Source organism: Sinorhizobium fredii (assembly GCF_002944405.1).
In the GTDB taxonomy this organism is placed as follows: Bacteria; Pseudomonadota; Alphaproteobacteria; order Rhizobiales; family Rhizobiaceae; genus Sinorhizobium; species Sinorhizobium fredii_C.
The window spans coordinates 111,206-127,358 of the sequence record NZ_CP024309.1 but is presented as its reverse complement, the minus strand read 5'-3'; the positions used below and the strand labels follow the sequence as shown (position 1 = coordinate 127,358).

Below are 16,153 nucleotides of genomic sequence, written 5' to 3'. Positions count from 1 at the left end.
TCGACATGCAGGAACAGAGAATTGAAGCTGCAGCAGAGAAGCAGGACGGTATCTGCCCTAGCAGATTCTTGGCAACTGCTCGCCCGTAAGCCAGTCGACGATCCGGCGGCCGCCGAAGGAGGTCGACATCTGCACGAAACAGTAATCGTCAGCGACGACATGTCCGATGAGGGCCGCCTCGCGCCCGAGGGGATGTGCACGCATCGCAGCCAGAATTGCTTCGGCGCCTTCCGGCGCGGTGACCGCGACAAGCTTGCCCTCATTGGCGACATTGAGCGGATCGAGCCCGAGCAACTCGCAAACCGCGGCCACCTCCGGCTTGATCGGGATCGCTTCCTCATCGATATGAAAGCCGACCTTCGACTGGCTCGCGATTTCGTTGAGAGTGGCGGCGATGCCGCCGCGCGTGGGATCGCGCATTAGCCGGATATGCCTCCCACCGGCTTCTGCCATCATGGCCACCAGCGTGTGCAGGGGAGCGCTATCGGAGACGATCGCCGCATCGAATTGCAAGTTCTCGCGGTTCGACATCACGGCGACGCCGTGATCACCGATTGAGCCGGAGAGGATGACCGCATCGCGCGGCCGGGCGGCATCGGCGCGCAGATCGAGCCCGTCCAGGACCCTGCCGACACCAGCCGTCGAGATGAAGACACCGTCGGCGTTGCCTCGCTCCACCACCTTGGTATCGCCGGTGATAATCGGCACAGCGGCCTCGCGCGAAGCCACGCCCATGCTGTCTGCGATGCGTTTGAGATCGGCGAGCGGAAAGCCCTCCTCGATAATGAAGCTCGCTGAGAGATAGAGCGGCCGAGCAGCGGCCATGGCGATGTCGTTGATCGTGCCGTGCACGGCGAGCGAGCCGATATTCCCGCCGGGAAAAAACAGCGGCGAGACGACATAGCCGTCGGTGCTCATCACCATGCGGCCGCCCGAAACGGCGAAGGCTGACTGGTCATTCGCGGCACGCAGCCATTCGTTGTCGAAAGCCTCATGGAAGATGCCCTCGATGAGTTGTCTCATGGCACGTCCGCCGGCGCCATGCGAGAGGTCCACCCGGCCTTCCGCAAGATCGAGCTTTCGTTTGTAGGCGTCGGTCATCATGTTCATGTGACCACCCTGGTGGCATTCGCCTGCGGTGCCTTCTCGCGGAAGCGGCCATAGATCCATTGTGCGGCGCAGGCGCCTTCCGAAGACACCATGCAGGACCCCATCGGCGTATCGGGCGTACAGACCGCGCCAAACAGTTTGCATTCGGCAGGTTGCTTGGCTCCGCGCAGAATGGCGCCGCATTCACAGGCCGGATTGTCCTTGCCCCTGGGGGTCATCATCGAAAAACGCTTCTCGGCATCATAGGCCGCATATTGCGGGCGCAGCCGCAGCCCGCTCAAAGGCAGTTCGCCAAGGCCTCGCCACTCGAAGCTCTCGCGCAGCTCGAAGAAATTCGCCACCTCCGCCTGCGCCTTGTCATTGCCGTGTCTGGTCACCGCGCGGATGTATTGGTTTTCCACGACATGCCTGCCGTCGTTGATCTGCCGCACCAGCATCAGGATTGCCTGGACGACGTCGAGTGGCTCGAAGCCTGCCACCACGACCGGCTTGCAATATTTCTCGGCGAACAATTCATAGGGCTTTGTGCCGATCACGGCGCTGACATGAGCTGGGCCGATGAAACCATCGATCTTGATCGAGCCGAGCTTGCGGACAGGCGGGCTTTCGAGAATGTGGTGCATCGCCGCCGGCGTCACTACATGGTTGCAGAAGACCGAGAAATTGCCGAGGCCTTTGGCGATAGCCGTCTTGAGTGCAAGCGCAGTTGGCGGCGTCGTAGTCTCGAAACCAATCGCGAAGAACACCACCTCGCGCTCCGGCTCGGTCTCCGCGACCCTCAACGCGTCGAGCGTCGAATAGACTACACGGACATCGGCACCGGCCGCCTTGGCCTCAAGCAGGCTCGAACGATTTGTGCCCGGGACTCGCATCAGGTCGCCATAAGTACAGAGCGTGATCTCGGGACGGGCCGCAAGCGCGATCGCTGCGTCGATCCGGCCGATCGGCAGCACGCAAACCGGACAGCCCGGGCCGTGGATCATCCGGACATTGGCAGGTAGCAGATCCTCAAGTCCGTAACGAGAGATCGCATGAGTGTGCCCACCGCAGAACTCCATAAGGCAATAGGAGCGGGCCGCATCGGCAAGAGCCGCTATCCGATCCGCAATAAGCTTGGCGAGCCTTCCGTCTCGATATTCGTCGATATACTTCATGGCGCAACACCCATCGAAGCCTCTTGGATCAGCGTGAGCGTCCGTTGCGCCTCCTCAGGTTTAATCTTCGTCAGCGCATAGCCGACATGGAGGATGACGTAGTCGCCCGGTCTGATATCGTCTATCAGGGCCGTCGATATGACCTTCAAGACGCCCTCAAGCTTGACTTTCGCCATATCGCCGGGGAGCACTTCGGTGACCTTGACCGGTATGGCTAGGCACATGTCGGGCTCTCCAGCTCAGATGCATGCTTGTTCATGATAACCTGCCGCGCATAGGCCGCTTGCCCCAGCGCAACTCCCCCGTCATTGGCCGGCGCCATTCGCGGCAAATATGGCTTAAGGCCGCGCTGCCGCAGCGCCTGCGCTAGACCCGCCGCAAGGACGCGGTTTGTCATACATCCGCCGCTAAGCGCAACCTGCTGCGTGCCGAGGCTTGCCGCACCCTTGGCCGCCCAAACTGCAAGGCCGGCAATCAGCGTGCCATGGAAGAGGTCGGCGGCATCGGCGGCGCCGCTCCCTGTCTCAGTCAGACGCAGAATGAGCGGCCGGAAGTCGAGGACCCCGTTCTTTATGGCATACCCGCCGGGAAGGCTGCGCGGCGCCCGAACGAGCGCCTCGAATTCCATCGCCGCCTGTCCCTCATAGGTCTGGACAAGGCGAGTTCCCGATATCGCCGCGGCAGCATCGAAGAGCCGGCCCAGGCTGCTCGTAACCGGGGACCGCATGCCGTGGCTGAACATCGCCGTCAATTGCGCCATGCCGCAATGAGCCGGCACGAGCGACAGCGCCAGGTCGATGCGGCCCGCGGCCTGAAGCGCCGCGACCCCCATGCGCCAGGGTTCACGGGCCGCGCGGTCGCCACCCGGCAGCGGCAGCGGCATGAGTGATCCCAAGCGCCGCCAGCCATGTCGCTCGACTGCAAGCAGCTCCCCGCCCCAACTGCTGCCGTCGGTGCCAAAGCCGTAGCCGTCAAGCGCGAGCCCTAGAACCGACCCGGCAAGCCGATGTTCCGCAGCGACGGCGGCGATATGAGCGAGATGGTGCTGGACTCGCACGACCGGGAGACCGAAGCTCTCCGCCATCCGCACCGAGCGAAAATCTGGATGCAGGTCGCAGGCCGCGAACTCCGGCTTCACATCAAGGATCGAACAGAGATGGGCAGCCGCTTCAAGCTCGAAGCGTATCGCCTCCCTATTGTCGAGGCCGCCTATATGTTGCGACAGGAAGGCCTCGCTCCTCCGTGTGACGCATAGGGTGTTCTTGAGGTCTGCACCGGTAGCAATAACGGAAGGTCCGTCCTCGCCGAGGTCGATGGGCTCTGGCACAAAACCGCGGGCGCGGCGGATGAAGGCGGGAGCGCCGTCAATCACCTGCATGACTGAGTCGTCAGCGCGCATGATGATATCGCGATCATGGGTGACGATAAGATCGGCGACCGCGGACAGGCGGAGCTCGGCATCCATATTGTCTGCGATGAGCGGCTCACCACGGGGATTGGCACTGGTCGCAACCAGCGCAGGGGGATAGACCGGCGAAAAACGATCGAGCTCATCGAACAGGAGGAAGTGCGCGGGTGCGTAGGCCAGAATGAGACCTATCCGCCGGAGCGATGGCGCAATGCGATTGGAGAGTTCGCCGGCAAGTGCCTCGACAAGAACGATCGGGCTTGCCGCGGAGGTCAGCAATTCCTCTTCTGCGTCGGTCAGCTGGGCGATTTGCCGCGCCGCGGGGATATCCCGCACCATGACGGCGAAGGGTTTCTGGCCCCGACCCTTGCGCAGCCTAAGGAGATCAATGGCCGCGTCGTTGCGGGCATCGCAGAGCAGGTGGAACCCGCCGACCCCCTTAAGTGCGATGATCGCGCCGCCTTCGAGCCGCGCCGACAACTCGGCGACCGGATGGCTGAGCCTCGGACCGCAATCGGGACAGGCAATGGGCTCGGCATGGAAGCGCCGGTTCTCCGGGTCGTCATAGTCAGCCGCGCAAGCACCGCACATCGAAAACGAGGCCATCGAGGTCCGGGCGCGGTCATAGGGAAGCGCGCAGGTGATCGTGAAGCGCGGGCCGCATTGGGTACAGTTGACGAAGGGATAGCCGAAAAACCGGCTTCCTGGATCGTTGAGCTCCCGCCGGCATTCCTCGCAAATCGCGGCGTCGGCGCCGATACGAGTCGCACTCCTGCCGGCGAGGCTGTCGAGAATTTCGAACCGATTGTCGCCAACTGGTGCCAGCTCCAGCAGATCGACGGCGTCGATACGGGCGAGCGGCGGCGCCTGAGTTCGGATCTCCTTGGAGAAGTCGTCTGCCTCCAGGCCCTCGATCTCGATCAGCACGCCCGCGCTGTCATTAAGGACGTATCCGGAGAGCCGCATCTTTCGCGCGAGCCTGTAGACGAAAGGCCGAAAGCCGACGCCCTGCACAGTGCCGCGCACCCGCAGCCTAAACCGTCGGCGGACCTCGCTTCCGGCCGGTTGTGCGTGCACCCGCGCCATTGATCACACCACCTTCGAGCGGGCAGCGGATGCTTCGAGCCAGCCATAGAAGGCTTCCATCCCCTCGCCCGTGCGGGCGGAGACAATCAGGCTGTGCAGCCGCGGATTCACGCAGAGCGCGTTGGTAATGCAAAGCTCGATGTTGAAATCCAGGTGCGGCAGCAGGTCCGCCTTATTGAGGATCATCAGGTCGGCGGCGGCGAACATGTCGGGATATTTGAGCGGCTTGTCCTCGCCCTCGGTGACCGAGAGCACCACGACCTTGTAAGCCTCGCCGAGATCGAAAGCGGCGGGACAGATAAGATTGCCAACATTCTCGATGAAGAGCGCAGAGCCCGGCTCAGGCGCAAGGTCCCCGACCGCATGACCGACCATATGGGCGTCGAGATGGCAGCCCTTGCCAGTGTTGATCTGGATCGCGCGGGCGCCTGACTCGCGAATGCGAGCCGCGTCATTCGAAGTCTGCTGATCGCCTTCGATGACATTGATCGTCATACGATCCTTGAGCTCCCTGATCGTCCGCACAAGCAGGCTGGTCTTGCCTGAGCCGGGGCTGGAGACAAAGTTGAGCGCGAAAATGCCCTGGCCTGCGAAATACCTCCGATTTTCGGCTGCATAAGCGTCGTTCTTCGAAAGAATCTCCTTCTCGACCTGAATGATCCGTTCCTGACTCATCCCAGGGACATGCACGCCGGCAATGCCGTGGCTGCGGTGGACCGAGCCTTCCTTTGCATGGTGGTGATCAGCCGCGCCGTCGTGGTGGCGATGATCGTGAGTATGGTGATCGTGACCGTGGTGGTGATGATGGTCATGGTCGAGCCCTTTTCTGCCCGCTTCGTGCTTGTAGCCTCCGATAGGTGAGGTTCCGCAACCGCATACCGTGCACATCAAATCACCTCCATGTCCCTGATCTTCAATTCGTAGCCTGCCGTCATCTGGACTCGATGCCGCCCGCAGTCGGAGCAGGGACCGAACCGCTTCTGCAAAGCTACGGTCTTGCCGCAATCGAGGCACCAGCCCTCGCCGGCGATGCGATTGATCTCGAGCTTCGCCTGCCCGGCGAGCGTGCCGTGCCGCACCGCTTCGTAACAGAAGAGCAACGCGTCAGGATCGACGTGGCTCAGCACGCCGACATCGAGACGGATTGACTTGACCTGCCTTGCGCCATTCAGCCGCGCGGTCTCACACACAATCTCAATCACGCTTTCCATCAGCGACATCTCATGCATCGTCGGCCTCACGGATGCCGACATCGAAAGCGACGCAAGGGTCGAACAGAACGGCGAGCAGGGAGACGGACCGGGGGGCGGAATCGTCTGAGCCGATCCGCGACCGCAGCAATGTATCGACGAAAGGGCCGGCCGGGTGAAAGTTCCATTCCGTCGGGGCGAGGATGCGATAGGCCGAGAGCCTGCCGTTGCCACCAATCTCTGCCTGATGATAGAGTCGCCCGCGTGCGCATTCCACGGCTCCATAGCCGCCGGCGCCCGGCGCCGGTGCGCCGCAGGCGAGCGTTACCCAGTCATGTTCGCCTGCGCGGGCGACAGCCTTCAGTTGCCCGAGGCAGTACCCGACATCGCCAATCCGGGCCAGGAAGCGCCGCGCGAGATGGGAGCCAGAAGCGGCTCCCCATGCGGGGCGCCGGGCGTAGGCCCCCGTCTCGACGACCCGGCCGGGAAGATGCGGCAGGTTACTGTAATCGGGTTCATCACTAAGGCGGAAGATGACCTCGTGGTCATCTTCGACGGTCAGCGCATCGGGCAGCCGGTCGGCAAAAACTCGATTGTTGACTATGTCCTGCATCATTGCGGCACAGGCGGAGCCCGGCAATGGCATGTCGCCCGGATCGGAAATCCCGATCGACCTGGCCGCAAAGCAGAGACGAGCGACCGCCGAAGCGAGTTGTTGGGGGTTGATCTTGCCGCTACTCGCCTGCCCGATGATCTCCTGTGAGGCAGCCAGTGCCCGCCGCAAACATCTGCCGGCGACTGGCGCGAGCTCGTTCGGCAGTGGCGACGGCCAATGGAGAATCAATGCCCGCAGAGTTTCGAAGATCCGTTCGGCGTACAAACCTGTGGCGGCGGCGACGCGCTCCCCTTCGCCCATGGAAAGATCAGCTGCATTGAGGACAGCGAGCCTTGAGGCGACCGATTGCGAGAAGCCACAGAGCGAAAACACCTGCCGTGCCAGTGTGGGCGCCTCCTCTGGCCGGCGGGCGACGAAGATGCGGGTTAGGCCTTGCGGCCGGTTCGCCTTCACTGCGACGGAAGAAGCAACTCCGCTTGACACCGTCACCTCAATACTGATCGTGCCTGGCCGGCGAAGAACCGTCATCCCGAGGGCTCCTCGCACCTGTGGAACCGCCCGCGCAACAGGTCCCGCCGGTTGACGACAGCCGCCGGTGCCGGCGTAGGCTCGAGCGTAGCGGGATCAAAGAACGCACGGGCGGCCTCCTCCGGGATTTCGAGCGCCGCCTCCATCGTAGCGAATTCGAAGACCGGCGAGAGCAACGCGCAGGAATCGACGCGGCCGATCGCATCGAGCTCGCCGGCAATGAATTCGACGTTGCCCGCAGGAAAGCCGATACGAAGGATCGTGCCAATGGCGGCAGGCGCGCCAGGTGCCCCTTCAGGCAGATCCACGCCCACTAGATTCATGAACCAAGGTGTGGTCACAATGCCGAAGGCGCGGCCGCGATAGGTCCGGAAACCTGTGGCCGCGACCTTAAGCGCCGGATTGCAGATCGGGACGTCGGTCATGGCGGTCTCGAGGATGTGTCGATAGCAGGCCACGACCCGTTCGCCCAGCGCCAGCGCCGGGTCGAGCTTGGCAGTTTCGGTGAGCTCGGCGATCATCGCCCAGCCTCGTGAACTTCGATGGCGGCGCAGCGCAATTCGGACAGACCCGTTTTTCCGGCAGATCGGCAAAAAGGACCCTCGGTGAGATCTGCGGCGCCGGGTGGCCGATCGCAGGACCATGGACATGGCAGCGATGCCGCACTCCATGTTTTCGCCCAATACGGCCCGTACTTGCCTGGACACTCCGAGCCGCTCATTTGAAATACGCCTCCTCCATCTCCCGGAGCCGCATCATGGAGTCATGGAAATCCTCTTCGGCGGCAATGGCGATCGAGGGTATGTCGCAGATTTCCAGCGTATCGAGAATGGCCGTGTCCATGACGTCATAGAACTGCACCGACCAGACCTTGCGCGCCCCGGTCGCGACAATTCGGCAGGTTCGATATCCGCGGGAGGTCAGCCGCACCGGCCCGACCCCTAGTGTATGTTGCAGGAAGCTCATGTCTTCCGGGCTCATGGGGAAGAGCGAGAAGGTGATGACATGAGCAGGGTCGCTGGCCCGATGGCGGGTGATGCGGTCACCGATTTCGGTGAGCAAGGGCATGACATTCATGGCGCCAGCCGGCGCAGCGCCGTAGCTGATCGATGCCGGTAGCCGGGAGCAGGCCAGCCTGACCGCAGCGGGAATGCTGCCCACTTCGATATAGTCGGCAACGATCCGGCCATCAGCGACGGTGAAGCGGATACGCCAGACGCCGGCCATGACAGCCTCCTGCATCTGGGCGATGATGCCGTTCTCCAGCACCGCGACGCCGGCAACCTCGCCCTCGCCGAGGATCTGGGTGATCAACTCTTTGTCGTCCTCTGGATAGTCGGTGATGTCGAACATCCGGCTCGGCCGGCCGGACTTGAAAACCGCCAGCGCATCCGCGAGCGCCGGCAGGAGCAGCGCCGTCCTCCAACATCGGCTCATCAGCTCCTCTGCGCTATTGGTGGCGAGCAAATTGAGTCTGGGCGCGCGGAGAGGTTCGGCGTCCGAGGGCATCACGCTTGCCTCACCCATTGGGGCGACCCATATAGCAGGCCTCATCGCAGGATCGCCTTGGAGGCATGGGCGATCGCGACCTTCGGCCCGCCAGTGGGCACCTTGATTGACGCGCCGGAAAAGAACCGGCCCCGAATTTTCCGACATTCACCGTCCGGTCGCAGACCTTGCCGACTACTCCTGCCGGCCGCTCACGTCCGATAGAGGTCAAGCTCGGAAAAACGGCGTTCGGGCGGCCCTTCAGCCTGCCATTGGCCGTTCGGCAAACGATAGCATCGCGCCGTCGGCAGCGGCACCCCTGCGGTAGACCGGGAGGAACGACCGCGACGCCTTTGACCTCTGGCCGCTGCGCGGGAGTACCCGTGACGACCGGCACGGGGTTGTTGGGCTCGCCCGCCGATCGTACGACACGCGCATCGCAATTCGTCTCCTCGACGACGGATAGTGTCCGCTTGCTCGCGGCGCGGACCAGGTTAGATGGCATTGTCTCCTCCACAAATCAGCACTCCGAACGTTCCTAAGGGGTCGTTGGCAAGCGCCGTGCCAAACTGAAGAATTCGAGCTACGGTGAGCTGTAAGGGGAAAAGCATCATCGACAGGCTGGGACGTGTTGCTTTCAATCGGTGCGAAGATGCAGCGGCAATTCGGGCTCGCGGGAAACAAGATCGGCAAGGAGCGGTTCGAAGGCGCGGCCTTCGCTGGCTTCAACGAGGGCGGCGAGCGCGTCGTCGATCGCCCGGGCCTCATCGGCCTCGAGCACGCGAATGGCGGAGCCGAGATGAGTGAGGACGTGGGTCCCGTTCGGCTGGGGGCCGACAAGCAAGAGGGAGATTGTAGATATTGCGCCATGACGCTCGCAATTCGCGACGAACTCATTGGCGGTGACGATCCGCATGGGAATGCCTATGCACATGGCGCTTCTCCTCTACCTTTCCGATGCTGCAGAATCCGCAGGCGCGGGAACAGCGTTGCCGTGCGAAGCCCAACAGCCCCGCCCTTTCTGAAACGCGCAGGCGAGCAGAGCCGCGTCAGCACAGCGATGGCGATCTGCGGCGGCGCCCTGCCCTTGCCGAACCGGATCAAAGCCAGTCCGATGCCGAGGGATTTCGGCCGCCTTGCAGCCGGCCCTACCGCCCACGCGTCATTTCCGGCAGGCTGGTGCCATGGACGTAACCATGGAAGCGTGTTTCCGGAGGATCCCCCTCACCAGTTCAACGCGGCCGATAGGCGCGGCGCTCGTAGTTTTCCACGTCGATGTCGTTTTCGAGAAGCGGCGGAACCACTGCCCCCTCCGGCCTCACGGCAACGGCGACGCCCCAGTCCCGCAGCGTTCGAACGGCGGTGTCGACGGCCGCCGGAATGACAGCCTTGACCGGCGCCGTCAGCGGACCACCCCAGTTTTCAAGATCAAGCGGCTGGCAACCGATCAGGGTCAGGCGCTCGGGGTATTGTCCCATGAGATCTGCCGCGCTCAGCACTTCCTGGAAACCGGTCTGGTGCAGACTCACTTTCTTGGCACCGGTGAACTTCGGCACTTCATCATCCTCCACCACCTTCATCGCCCCCGGTACGAGGCCGTAGTCGATCGCGTCGAAGACGATGAGCCGGTCGTGCTCGTTTATGAACTGCACCAGGTAGAGGCCCTGTGTGCCGCCGTCGAGGACGGTGACGTTGGCAGGCACTTCATAGGCCTTGTGGAAGGCTTCGACCGCGCGCACGCCAAATCCCTCGTCGGCCCAGAGGATATTGCCGATACCGAGCACGAGAATGCGGGGTGCGGGGCGAATTGCGGTTTGATGATGGAGCAGCCGTCTAGTCCTCCATGTCCTTGGACAGCCGCTCGCCCGAGAACATCGATGAGATGATGCTTTGCGAACTCATGATGTCCTCGCGAACCACTACATAGATGTGGACGATCGCAAAGATGAGAATGACCCACATTCCGAGATGATGGTTGGTGTGGATATCCTGACTATTCGGCCAGATCGAGAATACCCAGCCAAAAAGCACATATTCCCAACTGTCTCGGCCCGCGCCGTCGCTGTAGAGCGCAAAGCCGGTGATCACCATGAAGAGCAGCGGCAGGGTGAACATGAGGAACATGGTGAACCGCGCCAACGGATTGTGGCCTGGATACTTCCTTGGCTGGGGTGCCATGAACATGTACCAGCGAACTTCATGCGACCATTCCTTCCAGAAACGGCCGCTCCAGATGGGCATGTAGAAGATCTGCCGGGCATGCACGCCACCCACAAAGACCCAATAGACCCGCAGGATCAGGAGCACTGTGAGGATCTGTGCCGCCGCGAAGTGGATGAAGCGGATATGGCCCATCAGATAGTTGGCGCTCGCCTCCCCGGACACGGAAGTCAGCGGCGAGCCTATGAAGTAGCCGGTCAGAGCGAGTGTCAGGATCGAGAAGGCGTTTACCCAATGCCAGATGCGCACCGGTGCATCGTAAACATGGACGCTCAGGCGCCCGACTGCCTTTTTAGCATGAAGAGCCATGAGCAAACCTCCTCACCGGATCTGAACCCTCGTCCTTTCCTGCCCGTCCGGGCTCATGATATGAGTCGAGCATGCCAGGCAGGGATCAAACGAGTGGATGGTTCTCAGGATTTCAAGTGGCTGAGCAGGGTCGGACATCGGCATATCTAAAAGCGCCGCCTCGAAGGCACCGATGTTTCCAGCAGGATCACGTGGACTGCCGTTCCACGTCGTGGGAACGACGCACTGGTAGTTATCGATTCTCCCCTCCTTGATCTTGATCCAGTGCGCGAGCGCACCGCGCGGCGCCTCCGTAAAGCCTACGCCCTTGACCATCCTCGGCCAAGTCTCCGGCTTCCACTTGTCGACATTGGCAGTGTAGGAATCGCCGGTTCTGACGCTGGCAATCAGCTTGTTCTGAAAGTAGCGCATCTGGTGGCCGGCCCAGGTAGATTCGAGCGCGCGGGCGGCGGTGCGGCCAAACGTCGAGAAGAGCGCTGATAACGGCAGGCCGAGATCCTTGAGGACCTTGTCGACCGGCTCCTTGAACTCGGCCTTGTTCTGGGCGTAGCCGAGGACCCAACGCGCCAGCGGCCCGACCTCCATGGCATGGCCGCGCCAGCGTGGCGCTTTGATCCAGGAATATTTCGCGTTTTCGTCGAGCTGTTCAATATTGGTCTTGCTGCCCTTGGCGTTTGGCCCGAGCTCGTAATGAGGCTCCGTGACGCCGTCCCAGGGATGCAGGCCCTTGGTCTCGTCGGGATATCTGTACCAGGAGTGGGTCACGAATTCCTGGATCTGCTCGGGATCGGCATGGTCGACGGGATGCACTTCCGCGAGATTGCCGTTGATAATCGCGCCCCGCGGCAGCTTCAGGTTCGCTTCCGAATAGTCGTTGGCATGCTCCGGCACGTCGCCATAGGCGAGTACATTTTTGCCGGAGAGACCACCGCCATAGAGCCAGTCCTTGTAAAAGGCGCCGATCGCCATGATGTCGCGAATGTAGACTTTGTCGTTGAACTCGATCAGCTGATCGATGACGGACGCGACCATGTTCAGCCGTTCCATGTTGATAGCGCCGACGCCACCGGTTCCGTCGACATTGATCGGACAGGGCACGCCCCCGACCAGCCAGTTCGGATGCGGGTTTTTCCCACCGAAGATCGAGTGAATTTTGACGATCTCTTTCTGGAAGTCGAGCGCCTCCAGATAGTGCGTCAACACCATCAGGTTTGCCTCGGGCGGCAGCTTGTAGGAGGCATTGCCCCAATAGCCGTTCTTGAACGGGCCGGGCTGGCCCGACTCGATGAATTTCCTGAGCCGCGCCTGGACGTCCTTGAAATAACCGGGCGAGGAAAGAGGCCAGTCGGATACCGATTGTGCCAGCGCCGAGGTGGCCTTCGGATCGGCCGACAGCGACGAGATCACGTCAACCCAGTCAAGCGCGTGCAGGTGATAGAAGTGCACGACATGGTCATGAACCAGCAAGGCAAGCTGCATGAGGTTGCGGATGGAATTGGCGTTTTCGGGAATGGTGATGCCGAGCGCGTTTTCCACCGCTCGCACCGACGTCAGGGCATGCGTGCCGGTGCAGACGCCACAGATGCGCTCCGTGAAGGCCCAGGCGTCTCTCGGATCGCGGTTCTTGAGGATCACCTCGATGCCGCGCCACATGGTTCCGGTCGACACGGCGTTGCGGATGATATTGTTCTCGTCGACATTGACCTCGATCCGCATATGGCCCTCGATGCGGGTGACGGGATCGACGACTATGCGCTTGCCGGAATTTTCCAACGTGTCGCCTGTCGGAGTATCGATCGTCATCGCGGTGTTTCCTGGCCATGCTGTGCTTCGGTCTTTTCGCGCTTCGTGGTTACGCGCTTGATGACGGTCGCAGCGGCATGCGCGGTGATCGCGCCACCAACGACACCAGCCGCGGTCAAGCCGATCTTGTCGGCATTGGCCTCGATGCCGAACTGTTCGACGTTGGTCAGCCGGTCATAGAAGCTGCCCTGATCCCAGAAGCCTTCTTCGGAGCAGCCGATGCACCCATGGCCGGACTGGATCGGGAATGAAACGCCCCCGTTCCAACGGACTGTGGAACAGGCGTTGTAGGTCGTCGGGCCCTTGCAGCCGGTCTTGTAGAGACAGTAGCCCTTGCGCGCGCCCTCGTCGTCCCATTCCTCCACGAACTGGCCGGCGTCGAAATGCGGGCGGCGATAACACTTGTCGTGAACGCGCTGCGAATAGAACATCTTCGGCCGCCCCTGACGGTCGAGCTCGGGCAGCTTGTCGAAAGTGATGATGAAGGTGAGCACGCCGGTCATCACCTCGGCAATCGGGGGACAGCCCGGAACTTTGATGATCGGCTTGCCGTGGATCACCTTGTCAACCGGCGTTGCCCGGGTCGGGTTCGGCTTAGCTGCCTGTACGCAGCCGGAGGCGGCACAGGTGCCCCACGCGATGACCGCCATCGCATCCTCTGCCATCCACCTCAGCTTCTCGACGAAAGGCCGGCCACCGGCGATGCAGTACATGCCGTTCTCGTTGAGCGGCGGATTGCCCTCGACGGCCAGGATGTACTTGCCCTTATATTTCGCCCTGGTTTCCCCGAGAATGGCTTCGGCCTGATGGCCGGCAGCGGCCATAATCATTTCATCGTAGTCGAGCGAGATCATCGACAGCACCACATCCTTTACCAAAGGATGGGCCGAACGGATGAAGCTCTCCGAACAGCAGGTGCATTCGAGCCCATGCATCCAGATGACAGGCACACGTTCCCTGGTCTGAAGCGCCTCGGCCATGGCGCTCGCCGCCCCCGGACCGAAGCCAAGGCTCGCGGCCGTCAGACTGCAGAACTTAGTGAAGCTGCGCCGGGTGATTCCCTGGCGGCGAATGACATCGTAGAATGTCTCAGCAGTTGCCATCGTGCACCTCGAGCAATCCGTCCTGAACCACGTGCGGATCGGCAACCGGCTTGTCATAAGGGGCATCGTGCAAGAAGCGGACCAGTTCACGTTGGCCGGCCACCTCTTCGTTAGGTCATTGTTCAGAGGAGAAACGAAGGGGTGGCGTGCCAACGATGGGTGATCATCGTCCTCAATCGACTGCGAGAGAATGGCGGAGCATCGATTGAGTAATCTATCAAAGTGGGCGCGTCTTCGTCCCTTCGAGCGATCTTCCTCAACATTGTTCCGAGCGAACCGGAAATTATGCTTTCCGCCCAACCATTACCCATCGGCTGTGTATGCCCACTGTCGAGGGATAGTCGCCTCTCACGCAAGGCGAAGGCGATTGCGCACGATACTGCCGTGTTTGTCGAATGCGCGACAAGAGTTTGTTTCGTGGTTTTTATTCAGTCGAAGATTGCTCACCCGAGAAGTCTACGGAAAATCTATCTCTTCCGATGCAGCACGGAGTCGGCATGAGTTTTGAAAGCCCGTATTGATGCGGCGGGCACTGCCGACTGGCATTCGGATGGCGGGAACCGTGATGGCTGATCTTGATAAAAGCGTCCGGACGACGGGATCGCATTCGATCCAACGGAAGAGGACGCCTGGGACCTGGACATCCTCGCGGTCCGACTCGAAACAAACCATCGCGCCGACGACTTCCCTTCACGCAAAGCATTATGATGCGCGCCTGCCCTGGTACACGATCTATCCGACAGTCTCGGAGTTTACCCCGGCGGTTGGCGCCGACGCTTGCGCGAAATGGCTGAAGGGGCTGCCAGCCGACGAGGCCGTGTCGCTCTATCTCCACATTCCGTTCTGTCGGACAATGTGCTGGTATTGCGGCTTTCCTACCAGGATCACTCGTAGGGAGGCCTCGATCGTCGAGTACCTTTCGGTGTTAGGTGAGGAAATCCGTTTGGTTGCGGAGCAAGCGCCGCAGGGGCTGCCGGTAAGCGACGTTCATTTCGGCGGTGGAACGCCAACCATCATGCCGCCCGCTGAGTTTCTCGCCCTAATGCAGATTCTGCGCCGCCGCTTCGCCTTTAAGAAAGCGGCTACCGTTGCTGTCGAGATCGACCCTCGCACTTTCACGCCGAAAATGGCCGAAACCTTGGAAGTTGCCGAGGTGACCCGCGCGAGCCTCGGCGTGCAGAGCTTCGATCTGACTGTCCAAACAAAGATCAATCGGGTCCAATGTGAGGCAATAGTAGCGGCTGCCGTCCAAAACTTGCGCCGGCATAAAGTAAGCCGCATCAATTTCGACCTCATGTACGGTCTCCCGCATCAAACAGTGCAGTCCTGTGTCCAGAGCGCAACGACAGCGGCTGCCATGCGCCCCGACCGGCTTGCCGTGTTCGGCTACGCGCACGTTCCTTCTTATAGAAAGAATCAGCGCCTGATCCCTGAGGCAGCACTGCCCGACGTTGCTGCTCGCGCTGAACAGGCAGCAGCCATTGCCGATACGCTGATTGCCGCGGGGTATCGCCAGATCGGGCTCGACCATTTCGCCTTTCCGGACGACGAGCTCGCGCTCGCACGGAGCGCCGGTCGTCTGCGGCGCAATTCCTTAGGCTACTCGGCCGACACATGCCAAGCCGTGATCGGCTTCGGCCCGTCGGCTATTGGTCGTCTCGGCCAGGGATATGTCCAGAACGAGATCGCACAGAGTTCGTATAGCCGGCGCATCGCAGCTGGCCACTTGGCGACAGCGCGTGGCTGCAGTCTCAGCGTCGAAGATCGCGTGCGAGCCGATATCATCGAACGGCTCATGTGCAATTTGGAGGTGGACGTGCCCGCAGTCTGCGCAGCTCACGGATTTGATCCGGTCCCCCTTCTGGATCGAGCTGAGCGCCTGTCTCGGTTGGCCGAGGACGGGATCGTAGATATTGACAATGGTTTCGTCAGCGTGCGGCAGGAGCATGGCTTTGTGCTTAGATCTGTCGCTGCCGCATTCGACGCTTATCTCGACCGCTCCCCGTACTAGCGCCGTGCGGCCGCGTCGTGCTGATGAGCTATACACTTGCTCCTTCTTCAGAGTTTTGCATTTCAAGGATAAAGAAGGCCTTTGGCTTAGCTGCCTAGCCGGCTGCGATAGACGGAAGCGGAAATTC

16 protein-coding genes are annotated in these 16,153 nt (G+C 61.5%); 1 reads left to right on the top strand and 15 read right to left on the bottom strand.

Going from position 1 to position 16,153, the window contains the following annotated elements; translation table 11 throughout:
* Positions 1 to 57: 57 nt before the first annotated feature.
* The 15 genes from hypE to NXT3_RS21725 form a co-directional block, all read right to left on the bottom strand.
* Positions 58 to 1,110: a hydrogenase expression/formation protein HypE gene (hypE, locus tag NXT3_RS21800; protein WP_104840432.1), complete on the bottom strand. Its 1,053-nt coding sequence runs from the start codon at positions 1,108 to 1,110 to the stop codon at positions 58 to 60.
* Positions 1,107 to 2,264: a hydrogenase formation protein HypD gene (gene hypD, locus NXT3_RS21795; protein ID WP_104840431.1), complete on the bottom strand. Its 1,158-nt coding sequence runs from the start codon at positions 2,262 to 2,264 to the stop codon at positions 1,107 to 1,109. The genes hypE and hypD overlap by 4 nt, the downstream gene beginning before the upstream one ends.
* A complete protein-coding gene (locus tag NXT3_RS21790; protein ID WP_104840430.1) occupies positions 2,261 to 2,488 on the bottom strand; it encodes a HypC/HybG/HupF family hydrogenase formation chaperone in 228 nt (75 codons plus the stop codon). The genes hypD and NXT3_RS21790 overlap by 4 nt, the downstream gene beginning before the upstream one ends.
* A complete protein-coding gene (gene hypF / locus NXT3_RS21785) occupies positions 2,479 to 4,758 on the bottom strand; it encodes a carbamoyltransferase HypF (RefSeq protein ID WP_104840429.1) in 2,280 nt (759 codons plus the stop codon). Before hypF ends, NXT3_RS21790 begins: the two co-directional genes overlap by 10 nt.
* Positions 4,759 to 4,761: 3 nt before the next feature.
* Positions 4,762 to 5,646 carry a hydrogenase nickel incorporation protein HypB gene (gene hypB, locus NXT3_RS21780; RefSeq protein WP_104840428.1) on the bottom strand — a complete coding sequence of 295 codons (885 nt, stop codon included), beginning with the start codon at positions 5,644 to 5,646 and terminating at the stop codon, positions 4,762 to 4,764.
* Positions 5,646 to 5,987, bottom strand: coding sequence for a hydrogenase maturation nickel metallochaperone HypA (gene hypA / locus NXT3_RS21775; RefSeq protein ID WP_104840427.1), 342 nt, complete (start codon positions 5,985 to 5,987; stop codon positions 5,646 to 5,648). Before hypA ends, hypB begins: the two co-directional genes overlap by 1 nt.
* Positions 5,980 to 7,092 carry a nickel-dependent hydrogenase large subunit gene (locus NXT3_RS21770; RefSeq protein ID WP_104840426.1) on the bottom strand — a complete coding sequence of 371 codons (1,113 nt, stop codon included), beginning with the start codon at positions 7,090 to 7,092 and terminating at the stop codon, positions 5,980 to 5,982. Before NXT3_RS21770 ends, hypA begins: the two co-directional genes overlap by 8 nt.
* The gene (gene hybE, locus NXT3_RS21765; RefSeq protein WP_337442185.1) at positions 7,089 to 7,565 is read right to left on the bottom strand and encodes a [NiFe]-hydrogenase assembly chaperone HybE; all 477 of its coding nucleotides are present in this window, start codon (positions 7,563 to 7,565) and stop codon (positions 7,089 to 7,091) included. The genes NXT3_RS21770 and hybE overlap by 4 nt, the downstream gene beginning before the upstream one ends.
* Positions 7,483 to 7,758, bottom strand: coding sequence for a rubredoxin (locus NXT3_RS33135; protein WP_337442181.1), 276 nt, complete (start codon positions 7,756 to 7,758; stop codon positions 7,483 to 7,485). Before NXT3_RS33135 ends, hybE begins: the two co-directional genes overlap by 83 nt.
* Before the next feature lie 51 nt (positions 7,759 to 7,809).
* Complete coding sequence (locus NXT3_RS21755; RefSeq protein ID WP_104840424.1) at positions 7,810 to 8,646, bottom strand: hydrogenase expression/formation protein; 837 nt, start codon at positions 8,644 to 8,646, stop codon at positions 7,810 to 7,812.
* A 571-nt stretch (positions 8,647 to 9,217) separates the two neighbouring features.
* Positions 9,218 to 9,514, bottom strand: coding sequence for a HypC/HybG/HupF family hydrogenase formation chaperone (hypC, locus tag NXT3_RS21745; RefSeq protein WP_104840423.1), 297 nt, complete (start codon positions 9,512 to 9,514; stop codon positions 9,218 to 9,220).
* Positions 9,515 to 9,812: 298 nt separating this feature from the next.
* Positions 9,813 to 10,388 (bottom strand): hydrogenase maturation protease HybD family protein, encoded by a 576-nt coding sequence (locus NXT3_RS21740; RefSeq protein WP_104840422.1) that lies wholly within the window; start codon positions 10,386 to 10,388, stop codon positions 9,813 to 9,815.
* 25 nt (positions 10,389 to 10,413) lie between these two features.
* Positions 10,414 to 11,109 carry a Ni/Fe-hydrogenase, b-type cytochrome subunit gene (gene cybH / locus NXT3_RS21735; protein WP_104840421.1) on the bottom strand — a complete coding sequence of 232 codons (696 nt, stop codon included), beginning with the start codon at positions 11,107 to 11,109 and terminating at the stop codon, positions 10,414 to 10,416.
* A 12-nt stretch (positions 11,110 to 11,121) separates the two neighbouring features.
* Entirely contained in the window at positions 11,122 to 12,912 is a 1,791-nt protein-coding gene (locus NXT3_RS21730; protein WP_104840420.1) for a nickel-dependent hydrogenase large subunit, read from the bottom strand.
* Complete coding sequence (locus NXT3_RS21725; protein WP_104840419.1) at positions 12,909 to 14,015, bottom strand: hydrogenase small subunit; 1,107 nt, start codon at positions 14,013 to 14,015, stop codon at positions 12,909 to 12,911. The genes NXT3_RS21730 and NXT3_RS21725 overlap by 4 nt, the downstream gene beginning before the upstream one ends.
* 565 nt (positions 14,016 to 14,580) lie before the next feature.
* Here NXT3_RS21725 and hemN point away from each other — a divergent pair.
* On the top strand, positions 14,581 to 16,026 hold the full coding sequence (gene hemN / locus NXT3_RS21720; RefSeq protein ID WP_234828193.1) for an oxygen-independent coproporphyrinogen III oxidase: 1,446 nt from the start codon (positions 14,581 to 14,583) through the stop codon (positions 16,024 to 16,026).
* The last annotated feature ends 127 nt before the right edge of the window (positions 16,027 to 16,153 follow it).